Source organism: Butyrivibrio sp. DSM 10294 (assembly GCF_028539135.1).
Classification (GTDB): Bacteria; Bacillota; Clostridia; order Lachnospirales; family Lachnospiraceae; genus Butyrivibrio.
On the sequence record NZ_JANSWL010000042.1, the window covers coordinates 37,689 to 52,182 of the forward strand.

Genomic DNA, 14,494 nt, shown 5'->3' on the forward strand with positions numbered 1-14,494 from the left:
TTTTTGAAATGATTAGTGGAATAACAAAACTAGATAGTCGGAGGGCAAAGGATGGGGAGAATTATTATGAATACTGTCCCCACTGTTACGCAAACCTCACTCTTCAGAAAGGTTATGATCTTTCCCTAAAATACTGGGAATGCAAAGGCTGCGGCCAGATGCTGATCAACCCTGAAGTGGAAGGTGATATTGTCTGGATCTGTGATGAGTGCCGGGCAGTCATGAATGAGCAGCCGGGGTTTTCTGAGGACTGCGGAGAGTGGAAGTGCACGGAGTGTGGTCATGTAAACAAGATTGATGTAAGCCAGCTCTATACTTCTGAGGATGAGTTCGAGGCAGATAAGAGAAATCCCTACAGGGGACTATCTGATGCGGATGCGCTGGAGCTGTCCATGTATCAGGACGAAGAGGCTATCGAAGGAAGAGATAACATAATTCTTGTAAGGCGCAGAGAGACCGGCAAGCGCTACATCAAGAAGCTTCTCACCATCTATAACAAAAGCGTTTATTCCTACCTGATGGAACATCCCGTTGAGCGGATGCCTCGTATCGTAGATATGTTTGAGAGCAGCAACTGCCTGATCGTTATAGAGGAGTTTATTATTGGCCTGAATTTAGAGCACATTCTGGAAAAAGGACCAATGCCTGAAGAACAGGCTGTTACTGTGGTAGAGTATATTTGTGTGATACTGAATGAATTACACAACCTGCCGACGCCCATCATTCATAGAGACGTTAAGCCATCCAACATCATCCTTACCATTGATGGCGAGGTGAACCTCCTGGATATGAATGTTGCCAAATGGTATGATCCTGAGAAGACAGACGATACCAAATACATGGGAACCCAGTACTATGCAGCGCCTGAACAGGTGGGATATGGATTAACTGCTTCTTCGGCAAAAGCAGATATTTATGCGGTTGGAATGCTTCTCAATGTGATGATCACGGGCTGTTTTCCAAAAGAGAAACGTGCGCCGGGAGAAATCTGGAATATTATTGAACGCTGTATCAGCCTCAATGCTGAAGACAGATATACTGCAATTGAACTCTATGAAGCACTGCAGGAACTTAAGAGGAATTAGCCTTGCAAAAGAAATCTACTAACGAACTCAATGATCTTCTTGAAAATATGAAGCCTGATCAACTTGATTCATATCTTAAGGATAACAGCAAGTACATGGCTGATGAGAAGAAGGCATTTTACTATTACATGAAAGATGTCCTGGATGAGAAGAACATCAAGCTTAAGGATGTTTACTCTTTTGCCGGAGTCACCGAATCCTATGGCAGCAAGATTGTTACCATGGAAAAACATACCAAGGACAGGGACCTGATCATCAGGCTTTGCCTTGCAGGACATTTTAATTGGGATGAAACCAACAGAGCACTGAAATTGTACGGACTCAGCGAGCTGTATGCAAAGGATCCCAGAGATGCGTGCATAATAGTTGCCGTCAACAACCGCATTTTTGATATGTACGAGATAGATGAGATGCTGATGAAGCAAGGGCTCAAGAAACTTACAACTTAAGAATGAAGGATGATGATTTTCCCCACCATTTTGGTGGGGATTTTTCTTTGCTCAAATTGATATGGTATTTATAGGAATCCGGTACGAACTTACGCAGCGTAAACAAAAAGTAATTTGATAAGGGGAAATACAGTACCTACCAGAAAATAGGAGAGTTTCATGGAGCAGAGATTAAGTTTAGGGCAGTATATATCGGCCAGAAGAAAACATATGAGGCTGACGCAAGAGGAACTGGCAGATAAAGTTGGAGTCTCAAAATCAGCAATAGCCAAGTGGGAGACAGATGGCGGTCTGCCGGATAGGGATAATCTTCGGAGAATTGCGGAAGTGATGGATGTTTCCGTAGATGATCTTCACAGGGTCATTGAGCGGGAAGGCATGAAAGACGCAGATTTCAATGTGAACATTACTCCTGAAGTAATTGCAGCCCTTGAGTCATATGGTTACAAGGTAATAAGACCGGGAGAAAAAGAAGAAGAGAGGTGAGGGTATGGCAATTCAGTTTATATCTGTTAAATGCCCGGATTGTGGGGCTGAACTATCAATAGATAATTCAAGGGAATTTGCTTTCTGCTCTTATTGCGGAGCCAAAGTCATGGTTCATAACGATAATGAGCATATTTATCGAAACATTGACGAAGCCAGGATAAAAGAAGCTGAAACGGAACGTATACTAAGACTCCGTGAACTGGAACTTGAAGAAAAAGAGAATAACCGTGGAAGAAAATCCACGCTGGTTGCCTATGGTGTTGCATTAGCATTTGTTCTGGTCGGAGCTATCATTTGCATATTTGCTCCTCTTGGTGGCATGTGGGGAATCATAATTGGTGCATATATAGCGATGTTTACTTACATAAAGAGTGATGACAAGAAAAAGAAGAAGTCCCAATATGTCAGTCCCAATGATGCCACCATCACAGCACAGATGCTGGATTGTTCAGGGAAAAATTATAATAGCGTGGCAACGATATTCAGGAGTGCCGGTTTTACCAATGTTAATTCACTACCGTTGGGAGATCTTGGACTTTTCAACCAGCGAAAGAATGGTCAGGTTGAAACTATAACAATCAATGGTAACGAGGAATTTGAAGAAGGGGATATTTTTCCGAAGAATTCGAACATCCTTATAACTTATCACAGTAAATAAGAGAAAGAGAGGGTCTTGTTATGGCTTTTTGTATGAATTGTGGAAATGAAGTACCGGATGGAACAAAGTTCTGTCCTAATTGTGGAACGCAGGTGGGAAGCAGTGTTACACCTGAGAAAGTAGCGGAGAATCAAAATGTTCAGCAACAGAATAACGAACCAGTAGGATATCAGCAACCGGTATATCCGACTCAGCCACCAGTACAGCAACCGCAGGCTTCAGGGCTTGATAAGTTTGGCAAGTTCTTTGGAATCATTCTTTTTATCCTTGCTATATTAGATTTCAACTCTGACCCGGCTATATTAACAATTATACTGTCGGCTGGTATTATTGCAGGAGCGATATACTGCCTTGGTAAGAAGTATAAGCTTAAGGGATTTACGATTATTGCACTGATCCTTGCGGTAATCTGTCTGTTTTCTGGAGTTGGTCAGGCAAAGAAGTTTGGGCTTTTTAAGACTCCAACAGCAGAAGAATATGCTTCTAGTTCTACAGCAACTAAGGAAAACTCAGTAACAGTAAAAGAAGAAAAGAAAGCAGATGATACTATAACTAAGTCAGAAGTTAAAGAGGAGCCAAAAGAAGAACTAACTACAACTGAGGCAGATAAAGCTTCCCCAGAGGAAAAAACAGAAGAGAAAACAGAGGAGCAGCCTCAGGAGACAGAAAAGGCTAGTGGAGTGGATCCTGATCTTAAGGCCTTCCTTGATAGCTATGAAGAATTTATTGATCAGTATGTTGAATTTATGAAGAAATACAATTCGGATCCTAATAACATGGTTTCCATGCTGGGAGAGTATGGAGAAATGATGCAGAAATATGCTGAGTTCGCAGATAAGGTAGATAAATATAACTCAGATGACATGTCTACAGAAGACTACAAGTATTACATTGAGGTTACCACAAGGTGTACTCAGAAGATGCTTGAGGCATATTGATAAAAGAATAGAAAACAGGCATGAAAACTACGCAACCGATAAATGGTGGCGTAGTTTTTGGCTATAATTTAGAGGAAGATGGTCCGGATGAGATTCATAGAAAAGTCTTTAATGGCCTGAAACAAATATATATGAGATATGGGTTTAACAGGATTGAGGAATCAACGCGAGTTATAACGCTGAAGAAAGTTGATGTATGGAGTTCGAAAGTCCTTCATAGTTGTGATATAGCTTTGGTATACGACTATGAAAACAAGGGCAGGCATCATCAAGAGTATATTCGGTTCAATAAACAGAATCGTGTTCTTTCGTGGGAAGAACAGGCATCTTCGTACTACATAGAAGAAAAAGCTGAAAGAATAAAGGTTGCCAAGAAATGGAATGAGGTTAGGGACGTATACCTGGATAAAAAGAATAACAACGATGATCCACATAAGAAATCGCGTGCACTTTATGCGGAAGCAGTTAATGAAGTATTTATGAGGATTTGAGTAATATATTTATAATGAACGGGATTGCTACGATGTAGTAGTCTCGTTTTTGATATAATTAAAAGACTGATAATTACCAGAAGGATACCACCATGAGCAAAAAGAAACATCCACCAAGAGTAAAACATTACTCAGATTTGAAGCAGCGTGCCAAGGCTCTCTGTACAAATCTGATGTACGCAATATACAAGGACCAGATAAAAGAAGGATTCTCTGATGAGGAAGCCCATAAGCGTGTTGCTGAGGTTCTGAACAATAGAAGTATTCATTTATTTCCGGAGGAAGTTGCCGAGAGATACGAGCATAAGAAGAATCACTTTGCTAAGCGCCTTCAGAGAGATAATGTGCCAGCGAATCTGAACAAGATGGAAGCAATCTATCAGAAGGCCAATGAAACACTCAATGCCCTGGAGGCAAATATCTTTGATCTTCAGCATATGCAGGATGATCTTCAGAAGCTGTCCGACTACTATGGCAGCAAGCAGTGGCGAAAAGACTTTGAGGCGGATGAGCAAGGACTATATCCGGAAGATTTGAAGCGCGGCGTATTGTCTGAAGATGGTGTTTTCAACCTGCTTGATCGGAATAAAGAGATCATGGAAGTGTTGAAACCATATCTTACAGAGGATGAAACCGAAGATTAAGATGGAGACATAAGATGAGAATAGGTATTGTATCTGATACTCACGGCCTTCTCAGGAGAGAAGTGATAGAAGGCCTGCAGGGAGTCGATCACATAATTCATGCTGGGGATATTGATAAGAAGGAAGTGCTCGATGAACTTGAAAAGATAGCACCGGTTACTGCAGTCAGAGGAAATGTTGACAAGGATTGGGCAGTGTACCTTCCAGAGAAAGCACTTCTCGAATTTGAAAGTAATAAGATCTACGTGATCCACAACAAGGGAAAGGTCATCCCAAATTGTTGATGGCCTTCCTCCCAACATCAACCCGCTTATAAAAGGGAATTTAACATAGATGCACTTTCATGACTCATATAGCATGGAAGTGCTTTTTTGCATATAATAGAGTAAGTTGAATGCATGGGGATTTAGCGTAGTTGGAGGGTGCGGATATGTCGAATTTGCTTGAGTTTAGAGACAAGATGGATATGTATGACAAGGAGTCGCTTAAGCTCTTTGCCAGAGATCTTTATATTGGGAAAACTTCTCAGCTCAAAAAGGCAGATCTTATTGAAAAGATCGCAGAGATCTTTCTTTCAAAGGAAAGTCTTTTTAACCGATTGGCGATTCTGGATGAAGCATCCTTGCTTCTTTTGGAAAAAGCATATGGAAAGGTCATTGAGGTAAAACCGGATGAGCCAGTGTTTGATATGGCTTGCACATTAAACGAGATGGAACTGGCATACTTCGATGAAGACCATTATTTCTCAACGCTTACAGATGTGTGGGAGATCTATACAAAAGAGATTGCTGGTGAGGAGTTTAATAAGTACAGAGCAAGAGCTGCCTGGGTATGGATGTGCCTTAGATGGGCGGAAACCATGTACGCATACACACCGGTAGATGTTTTTCTGAAAGTAGTTAACAAGAAAAAAGGAATGCATATGGACGCAGAGGAACTTGATGTGATATATAAGCGTATCCCAGATGATCTGCTTAAGTCAGTCAAGATAGAAAATGTGCTTATTGAGAGGCTCTTTATCGGTCATATGGATTCTTTGGACAGGTTACGTAGAGCACAGGCGGATAAAGATTTTTATATTCCTACTCCTGCAGAAGTTGAGGAGTTGTTCTTTACGGGAGCTCTTTTATCTCACAAGGTGTATAAGGATATGCTGGCATTTCTTGTGAAAGATATGAAGATGGAGCGAGATGATGCGATTGACCTTTTGTATGAGCTTTGGGACAGGATCTCATGGCAGGATGATAATCCACACGATACCATGCAATGGTTCTGGGATCAGTTCGAATTTGCAAATGATCAGCAGGTGAATAAGATTGTTAGTCTGTACATGCCGCTGACAAATGGAACCAATATGCTCATTAACAGGGGATATGCACCAAGTGATATGCCAAGGCCGGTTCTTAAGCCGGGACAGATGCCAACCATAATTCCAGGAAGCAGTCATGCAGCTAAGATGCTTGCTGAGGCAGCTCCGCATATCAGGGAGATGGGATTTGGTGTTGACGTTGATGGTGAGTCAGTTGAAATGCCGGTTATGAACATGCCTATGGGTATGAATGGCCCTGTTGAGAAGACAACCAAGAAGGTATATCCCAATGATCCATGTCCTTGCGGTTCCGGTAAAAAGTTTAAGAAATGCTGCGGAAGAAACTGAAGCAGGCGATAAGCATGTGTGTGTTTGTATTTTTGACAAGGTAGGAGAAAGAGATGGGCAAAGAATTATTCATAAAGCAATTACGGCCTTATCTTTATCTTATGGATGAGGCACATGAAGCAACCGGTTATATAGTTGTAGGGAATGAAAAAGTATGCGTCATCGATACCATGAACGGCTACAATGATCTCCATAGAGTCGTGCGTGATATAACAGATAAACCCATAGCAGTCGTAAATACGCATGGGCATCCTGACCATATTTTTGGCAATGTGTATTTTGACGAAGTCTATATGAATCCTAAGGATAATGAGCTTGCTGAATCTTTTATAAATGCCCCTGAGTTTATTAAAGAATGTAAAAAGGCTGGACTGACTATGCCTGCGTTCAAACCTATAAAAGGTGGGGATGTAATAGATCTTGGTGGGAAAACGCTGGAAGTGTATGATCTTCCGGGGCACACTCCGGGTGGTATTCTCCTCCTTCTAAAGGAAGACAGGATACTGTTTACTGGGGATTCCATAAATCATCATCTGTGGATGCAGTTAGATGGGTGTCCCAGTATGGGAGATTATGTCAAAGAACTTGATAAGGTTATGTTTCTGGAGAAAGAGGCAGATCTTATTTTACACGGTCATGCAACTGATTTCGATGATATTTCTTTGATGCGTTGTCTGAGAAGTGGGGCTGTAGAGATATGTGAAGGCAAAACAGAAAATGATCTTCCATATCAATGGTTCGGAGGTGAAGCTAAGCAGCATCCGTTTAAGCTGGAAGAAGGTAAAACATATCAACAGCTGGAGAGCGTTATCTGTTATAGATGAAATCGGGTATGCAAAACACTATGTAAGATAAGGAGCAGAGTTCAATGGCCCAGAGGACGGAGGCTATATATAACGGAAAATCTATAGGAATTGAGTCCATATATACTGTCATTGGTGATAAGCAGATCAATATCCCGGAGAAACTAAATTGGCTTCGTGAGAAGAGCAAAAAAGGAGAACTGTTCTGTCCTTGCGGTTGTGGTGCCAATCTTATACTTGTAGCCGGGGATAGAAATCTTAGGGAACAGCATTTTAGGATAAAGGATTCTGATACAGAGCTTGAGTGTACGGCAGTAACTGAAGGCAAGACTTCGATAGAGTCAAAGATAGTATTGAAATGCTGGCTCGATGATAAACTTAAAACCGGGGACATAGACACCAGAGTGCCTATAAATACAGTTGATGAAAGCACTAATAGGAAGTATGAGTTCTCTTTTTTATCAGAGTCCCATAAGCTGGCCATCAGTTACTTTCATGATAGGGCAAATATCACAGATGATAAACTTGATATTCTTGATATGAATACACAGGATATCAGGATTTATTATATTGCAGATATCATGAATGGAGGTTTTGAAGATCAGTTTCCGGAATGGCTTATGAAAATAGAAAGCAGACAGGGCTATTGCCTTCTTCTGTCAATAGATGGGATTGAGTATGAAGAGGCTCGACTTGAAGCTGTATTTTATGATCAGGATATTGATGGACTATGGCGTGAGACGATTGTTACAGAAGGAAGACTCAGTGACTATTCTTTTGATGAGAATAACAATCTAATGTTTCACAGAGATAGTTTAGATACTTTATATGATAAAGCATATTATGAATTCAGAAAGAAGCAGGATTGTGAACACGACAGACGTATCATGGAGCAGGAAAAGCGCGAGGCTGAACGCCAAAAACGCTTGGAAGAAGAAAAGAAACTCCAAGAGGAATACGTGCGAAAGATAAGAGAACGTGAGGAGCAGTTGCTTCGTGAGAAGGAGGCTGCTGAGTCAGAAAAGCGCAGAGCCCGGGAAGAATTTGCCCGCAACATGGCTGCTGGTTTTGAGCAACAGGAAAATCCTATTAAAGATCCCGATGGGAACAGATGGGTTAAGTGTGAGTTCTGCGGGAAGATAGCCATGGATAGGGAATTTTCTTCATATGGTGGGAAGAATCATGTGAACCTGGGAACATGTACCGAATGCTCCAGAAACAATCCTGATGCAGCAGTACAAATTAGTATTCCACATAGGGGAAGTAATGCTAATAGATACGATCCGACCGTGTGTCCCGAATGCGGTAGCAGGCTTGTTGAAAGAAATGGTAGGAATGGCAGATTTGTTGGATGCAGTAGCTATCCTAGATGTAAATATACTCGGTCAATTCGATGAAATGAAGGAGAAGTTGTAAAAGGGATGAAATGCGAATAAAAAGAACTCTTGGAGTAATTGCGGCAGCTAGCCTTTCTGCTAGGTGAAGAAATTGATGAAGAAGCAATTTGGCTCTCAAGTTTTAAACCGGCAAGCATAGTTATTTATGAGAAAAAGGAAGCTAAAAAGCCTGAGAAAGCTGTTACTACCGCGCCGGTAGAGCTTAAGGATGCTTCTGTAGAAGATTACATAAAAGAAATCGATGTTCTCAGAGCTAAGAACAGCAAGTTGGAACAACAGAATCAGGCTCTTAGGGATGATTTGAGAAGTTATAGGGAAAAAGCCAAGTCTGCTGATTCAATGATCAATAAGTACGAGTCAGAACGTGATGAGCTGATAGCATTAAGAAGCTTTACTTATAATTCTACAAAACAGGAAGATCTGCCGGATGAAGCTGGCATTGAGCAGATGAAAAAGGCTATTTCGGGAAAGAAGATTGCAATAATTGGCGGTCATCCAAACTGGATCAGTAAGTTAAAAAAGACATTCCCAGATTGGAGCTACATACAAATAAACGAGTCATCACGTTATATTGCTGGAGAATTTGGAAGCTATGACAGAGTTTACTTCTTTACCGGATTCATAAGCCATAAGGATTATTATAGATATGTGGCGACTTTAAGGAAAGACAACGTTTCTTTTGGATATATGAATGGTGAGGTAAATATCGAAAAGAATATTGTTCAGATTTACAATGACATTATGGAGGGAGAACAATGATCAAAATTTACGGAATGCCTACATGTCCCTACTGCGATTACATTCATGAGCAGATTATAGGGCGTGAGAATGAATTTGAGTATATTAACATTGGTGAGAATATCAGAAACATGAGTGCTTTTACCAGACTACGTGATACCAATCCGGCATTCGATCATTCCAAGAAAATAGGCGATGTTGGCATACCGGCTTTTGTTCTCGAAGATGGCAGTATAACTCTTGATCCTGCGGTTGTGGGTCTTATTGAATATGGAACACCTGATGCCTGCTCAATAGAAGATCATAAAAGCGGAAGGAAAGGGTGTTAAAGATGATTTTGCGCTGGATGAAGATGGGCTTTTGCCCAAAGATCTGAAGCGTGGAGTGCTTTCTGAAGATGGCATCTACGATGCGCTTGAGCGGAACAAGGAAGTGATGGAAAGGATAAGGGGAACGAGAATGGTTAAACATGTGATTTTATGGACACTTAAGGATGAACTTTCTGCAAAAGAGAAGATGACAATTAAGCAGGGGATCAAGGAAGGCCTTGAAGGATTAAAAGGAAAGGTTCCCGGAATCGTGGATATCAAGGTCAATATCAATGGTCTTGAGTCTTCAAATGCAGACCTGATGTTGGATTCTACTTTTGAGAGCGTTGATGCGCTTAAGGGATATTCTGTACATCCTGAGCACGTAGCAGTAGCTGATTCCAAGGTGAGACCTTATACCAAGATCAGAAGCTGCCTGGATTTTGAGGTTTAAAATGAGATATATTGACTCATTTAAGTTTCCAGGAGTGGAAAATGAAGAGCAGTTTGTAAACTATATAAGAAGAACGTGCTATACCTCGTTCTATCCGTTTGGGGTGTTCGCAGAGAATGAGCTGCGGGAGCTGTCTTTTTCTGAAATAACGATTTTGTATGGAAACAATGGCTCAGGAAAGAGCACAGCCCTGAACCTTATGGCAGAGAAACTGAAAGCCGAAAGAGATACATTGTTCAACAGAAGTAGTTTTTTTGGTGATTATATCGGTATGTGTGATTTTGAGATGACACATGAAGGCAGACCTGAAGAAATCAGGATGATTACAAGTGATGATGTATTTGATTTTATGCTCAACTTAAGAGCACTGAACGATGGCGTTGACCGGAAGAGAGAGCAGGCTTTTGATGAATGGATTGAGAATAAGCATTCAAAGTTTCAGATGAAGTCACTTGATGATTATGATCAGCTCAAGAAAGTTGTGGATGCCAGATCCAAGACACAGTCAAAGTATGTTAGAGATACGATTGGAAATAACATTATAGAGCACAGCAATGGAGAAAGTGCTCTGCAATATTTCTCTGAAAAGATTAAAGATAATGGACTTTATCTGTTGGATGAGCCTGAAAACTCACTCTCGCCTCAGAGGCAGTTGGAATTGCTTGAGTTTATCCAGAATTCAGCAAGGTTCTTTGGATGCCAGTTTATAATAGCAACACATTCCCCATTTTTGTTGGCGTTAAAAGGTGCACTGATTTATGACCTTGATGAAAGGCCGGTAGATATCAAGAAGTGGACGGAGCTTGAGGGAGTAAGGACTTACTTTGAGTTTTTTGAAAAGCATAAAAACGAGTTTTGATGAGGATTTGAACATGAATGAAATGGAAATGAAAGCCCGACTTGATAAGGCAAAAGAGCTTGGATTTAAGGAAGTTACTTTTACTACCAAGCCTGAAGTGATGAAGGTTGGATACGAACTGTATAAGCGTATGGGTTTTGAAGAAGTTGGCGAGAAAGACGGAGTTGTCAGCATGAGGATGGGATTATGAGATATCTAAAATGGCTGAATTTGCTACCGCTTATTATGTTTTTCATAGTAGATAAGCTGAGAGGAACATTGATCAGCAGGTATTTATTGATAATAATTGTTGTGCTTGGAATTATGAATATGTTCCTTGCAAAAGGCATGAAAGAGTATCTTATTTCATCGCTGATGCTTGTAGTATCTACCGTAGTGGGAATGATTCTTTACACATATTATTACTACTACTTTGTCAGCGCTAATTCTGAGGCTCCAATTTTTGGTGCGGCACTCATGATGGTTTATGGCTTTATCGCGTTTGCAGTTGCCGCAGTTGGAACTGTTGTGGTGGTAATAAAAGAGAGAATGGCTGAGAAAAAGAGACAATGAGGCGAAAAGAGATTGTTATCGTAGCGATGCTAATGTTTGCATTTGTGTTTGCTAGAGTAGCTCTTTTCCCATTTGGGGCAAGAGTTGTGAGAGTACATTACTAAGAACGGAGCGAGGAAGTAGATGTTTTTTATCATGGGAATTACAGATGGCAGGAAGGATTTTGATTTCAATCAGCTGATGACCTGCGTGATCTGTGGGAAATATGGGCGCTTCAACGTGTTCATGACATATACAGTACTGTCTCTTTTCTTTATACCGACCTTTAAGTGGAACAGGCATTACTACGTGCAGACCAGCTGCTGCGGAACTGTTTATGAGCTTGATCCGGAGGTTGGTAAGATGATCGCAAGGGGCGAAGAAACGGAGATTCTGCCAAGTCATCTGACTCAGGTAAGCGGCGGAAGAGGATTCACGACCGGTTATAAGAGATGCAGACAGTGTGGATACGAGACAACAGAGGACTTTGATTTTTGTCCTAAGTGCGGAACGAGGTTTTAAAACAGATAGATGATAAAGAGATTTAAAAGCCTTCGGTATGACAACCGGAGGCTTTGTTTGGATAAATGCTGTAAACTTTATCTTTATATAATCATATATTTATCGGTATTTTACAAGCTTTTTGATATAATTATAGTGCGGTTCTATATCCAATTGAAATAAAAATCAGTCTACTCAGAACCAATAGAAAGGTGCTGCTTTGATAGGGAAAGGCGCTCTCCGTGAAAGAATAATAACTTCATTATGTATGCTGGCTATTCTGTGCTGCGTGGTCATAAGCAGCATTGTTTCTAATGCAGAATCAGATGAATATCTCATTGTTGGAGTACCTACAGATCGTTGCCCTATGTTTTACTTTGACGAGGACGCAGGGATAATTACCGGAATAGGTGCAGATCTTATGACGGCGGCAGCAAAAGAGGCTGGATATATAGCTGTTTTCAGAGTCCTGGAAGAGAAAAATCTTAAGGATGCCCTTGATAACCCGGGATATGATGTGATTATGCCATTCGGAAGTGCCATAACAAGCTCATCAGGAAATCCATCTGTTGTTTCTGATAATCTTATCCAAACACCATTTACACTTGTTACGGTTAATCAGAGTAATCTTCCTGATATGCATGAACTACGTGTTGGAATGCTTAGTTCATTGAGCGGTGCTGCCGAAACAGTTCGTCAACTATATCCAGGAATAGAAATCACCTTATATGACTCAATGCCTGAATGTGTAGAGGCTCTTCGCGCCGGTAAGGTGGATGCACTTTTGCATAATTCATATGTGTGGAGCTATGTTCTGCAGAAACCTACTTATGATGATCTTAAGGTTCAGCCTGCAGCAATGTTTTCCATGGATTTTCGAGCTGGTGCGCTGGATACAGATAAGGGACGGGAGATAATAGAACGTCTTAATACAGGCATAGATACACTTTCAGACACACAGAAACAGGCTGTTGTTCTGGATCATACTTCACGTAAGTTATACAAATATGATTTAGAAGACTATATTCATGAGTATGGTCTGATTATTCTCGTAGGAATTCTTATATTAGCTATTTTTAATATAATTGTCATAATGAAACAGAAAGCCCTGCATGCCAAGCATGAAGAAACGGTCAAGCAACTTGTTGATAGAGATCCTTTGACCGGTGTGCTCAGTATGAATGGATTCAGGAAACGTGTAGTGGAATTGTTGACGCTGCATCCGGATATTCCATATATGATCTCGTACAACAACATCAGGGACTTCAAATATATAAATGATAACCTGGGAAAAGAAGCTGGAGATGAGCTTTTGAAGTTCTGGGCATCAAAGTCTTTGGAAGTAATGAGCGATGAGGAGGCAATAGGCCGAATAGAAGGCGATCATTTTGTTGTGCTCCGTAGTATAGGTGGCAACGAAAAAATGAAAGCTGATGAGGCACAGGTTTTTGATCTGGTGCGTAATTACTTCATCGATAGAGGGAAAGAAGTCAGGGTACAGATGAGTAGCGGTGTTTATGTTTTAATGCCGGAAGATTACAAGAATCCTGATGTGGATCACTTGCTTGATTTTGCCCGTGTAGCAGAGAGAAAGGTTCGTGACACGGTCAAGGATGGATATCAGTTCTATAATCCCAGTCAATGGGAAAGAGGAAAATGGATATCTGACGTTGTTGGACATTTGAGGGTTGCCATAAGGGAAAGTGAACTTCAGGTGTGGTATCAGCCTCAGGTGGATTTTGAAACCGGAGAAGTTACCGGAGCAGAAGCGCTCTGTCGATGGAATCACACTAAGCTTGGCTGGATTCCTCCTTCAGAGTTTATCCCTGCATTGGAGGATGCCGGTTCGATATATGAGCTTGACTGCTATGTTTGGGAAAGAGTCTGCCAGGATCTGCACCGATGGAATGAGCAGGGAATACACAGATCTGTATCTGTAAATGTGTCCCGGTGCGACATACATGACAACAAGGACATTGTAGCGTATTTCTGTGACCTTCTGAGAAAATATGAACTTACAGCAGATCAGCTGAAGATTGAGATTACTGAGACAGCATATGTACAGGATTCGGAAATATTGATAAACCTTACCAAGGGACTCAGAAAGTTTGGCTTCCAGGTTGAAATGGATGACTTTGGAAGCGGATACTCTTCGCTGAACATGCTGAAAGAGGTTCCTGTGGATCGTATCAAGATGGATCTTCGATTCCTAACTGGTGATGGATGTGGAGAAAAGGGGCGTATCATCATTGAATGTATGATCTATATGGCTAAACGACTTGGTATAAAACTGATTGCAGAAGGAGTTGAAACTATAGAGCAGGCTCAAATGCTAAAAGAGCTTGGATGCACGGAGATGCAGGGATACTACTTCTATAAAGCGCTTCCTGTTGAAGAATTTGAGAAAATATAAAAGAAGAGCCTGCTAAGTAATAAAAAGGCCCGTTTTCTTAATAGAAAGCGGACCTTTTTATTTCTGTATAATCCCAGTT

18 protein-coding genes and 1 pseudogene are annotated in these 14,494 nt (G+C 41.0%); all 19 read left to right on the forward strand.

The annotated features are described in order from the left end of the window. Window positions 1–8 precede the first annotated feature (8 nt). Window positions 9–1,085 (forward strand): protein kinase domain-containing protein, encoded by a 1,077-nt coding sequence (locus NXH67_RS03320; protein ID WP_272796380.1) that lies wholly within the window; start codon window positions 9–11, stop codon window positions 1,083–1,085. Between the two features lie 2 nt (window positions 1,086–1,087). Further along, entirely contained in the window at window positions 1,088–1,534 is a 447-nt protein-coding gene (locus tag NXH67_RS03325) for a hypothetical protein (protein ID WP_272796381.1), read from the forward strand. 159 nt (window positions 1,535–1,693) lie between these two features. Beyond that, window positions 1,694–2,020, forward strand: a complete 327-nt coding sequence (locus NXH67_RS03330) for a helix-turn-helix domain-containing protein (protein ID WP_272796382.1) — start codon at window positions 1,694–1,696, stop codon at window positions 2,018–2,020. Window positions 2,021–2,024: 4 nt separating this feature from the next. Further along, on the forward strand, window positions 2,025–2,681 hold the full coding sequence (locus NXH67_RS03335) for a hypothetical protein (RefSeq protein ID WP_272796383.1): 657 nt from the start codon (window positions 2,025–2,027) through the stop codon (window positions 2,679–2,681). A 20-nt stretch (window positions 2,682–2,701) separates the two neighbouring features. Then, window positions 2,702–3,619: a DUF6591 domain-containing protein gene (locus NXH67_RS03340; protein WP_272796384.1), complete on the forward strand. Its 918-nt coding sequence runs from the start codon at window positions 2,702–2,704 to the stop codon at window positions 3,617–3,619. A gap of 20 nt (window positions 3,620–3,639) precedes the next feature. Then, complete coding sequence (locus NXH67_RS03345; protein ID WP_272796385.1) at window positions 3,640–4,110, forward strand: hypothetical protein; 471 nt, start codon at window positions 3,640–3,642, stop codon at window positions 4,108–4,110. A 92-nt stretch (window positions 4,111–4,202) separates the two neighbouring features. Next, entirely contained in the window at window positions 4,203–4,754 is a 552-nt protein-coding gene (locus tag NXH67_RS03350) for a DUF4298 domain-containing protein (protein WP_272796386.1), read from the forward strand. Window positions 4,755–4,768: 14 nt separating this feature from the next. Beyond that, window positions 4,769–5,038 carry a metallophosphoesterase family protein gene (locus tag NXH67_RS03355; RefSeq protein WP_272796387.1) on the forward strand — a complete coding sequence of 90 codons (270 nt, stop codon included), beginning with the start codon at window positions 4,769–4,771 and terminating at the stop codon, window positions 5,036–5,038. A gap of 1,298 nt (window positions 5,039–6,336) precedes the next feature. Continuing rightward, window positions 6,337–6,411: pseudogene (locus NXH67_RS18435) on the forward strand (SEC-C metal-binding domain-containing protein); the annotation flags it as partial. A 53-nt stretch (window positions 6,412–6,464) separates the two neighbouring features. Then, entirely contained in the window at window positions 6,465–7,235 is a 771-nt protein-coding gene (locus NXH67_RS03365) for an MBL fold metallo-hydrolase (protein ID WP_272796389.1), read from the forward strand. 44 nt (window positions 7,236–7,279) lie between these two features. Beyond that, a complete protein-coding gene (locus NXH67_RS03370) occupies window positions 7,280–8,611 on the forward strand; it encodes a topoisomerase DNA-binding C4 zinc finger domain-containing protein (protein WP_272796390.1) in 1,332 nt (443 codons plus the stop codon). Window positions 8,612–8,668: 57 nt separating this feature from the next. After that, window positions 8,669–9,370 (forward strand): hypothetical protein, encoded by a 702-nt coding sequence (locus NXH67_RS03375; protein ID WP_272796391.1) that lies wholly within the window; start codon window positions 8,669–8,671, stop codon window positions 9,368–9,370. Further along, on the forward strand, window positions 9,367–9,678 hold the full coding sequence (locus NXH67_RS03380) for a glutaredoxin-related protein (protein WP_272796392.1): 312 nt from the start codon (window positions 9,367–9,369) through the stop codon (window positions 9,676–9,678). Before NXH67_RS03375 ends, NXH67_RS03380 begins: the two co-directional genes overlap by 4 nt. 130 nt (window positions 9,679–9,808) lie before the next feature. Further along, entirely contained in the window at window positions 9,809–10,111 is a 303-nt protein-coding gene (locus NXH67_RS03390) for a Dabb family protein (protein WP_272796428.1), read from the forward strand. 1 nt (window position 10,112) lies between these two features. Then, entirely contained in the window at window positions 10,113–10,970 is an 858-nt protein-coding gene (locus NXH67_RS03395) for an AAA family ATPase (RefSeq protein WP_272796393.1), read from the forward strand. 13 nt (window positions 10,971–10,983) lie between these two features. Then, window positions 10,984–11,160, forward strand: coding sequence for a hypothetical protein (locus NXH67_RS03400; protein ID WP_272796394.1), 177 nt, complete (start codon window positions 10,984–10,986; stop codon window positions 11,158–11,160). Between the two features lie 35 nt (window positions 11,161–11,195). Continuing rightward, the gene (locus NXH67_RS03405) at window positions 11,196–11,522 is read left to right on the forward strand and encodes a hypothetical protein (RefSeq protein ID WP_272796395.1); all 327 of its coding nucleotides are present in this window, start codon (window positions 11,196–11,198) and stop codon (window positions 11,520–11,522) included. Window positions 11,523–11,645: 123 nt separating this feature from the next. Beyond that, window positions 11,646–12,023: a zinc ribbon domain-containing protein gene (locus NXH67_RS03410; protein WP_272796396.1), complete on the forward strand. Its 378-nt coding sequence runs from the start codon at window positions 11,646–11,648 to the stop codon at window positions 12,021–12,023. A gap of 247 nt (window positions 12,024–12,270) precedes the next feature. Next, window positions 12,271–14,415 carry an EAL domain-containing protein gene (locus tag NXH67_RS03415; protein ID WP_272796397.1) on the forward strand — a complete coding sequence of 715 codons (2,145 nt, stop codon included), beginning with the start codon at window positions 12,271–12,273 and terminating at the stop codon, window positions 14,413–14,415. Window positions 14,416–14,494 lie beyond the last annotated feature (79 nt).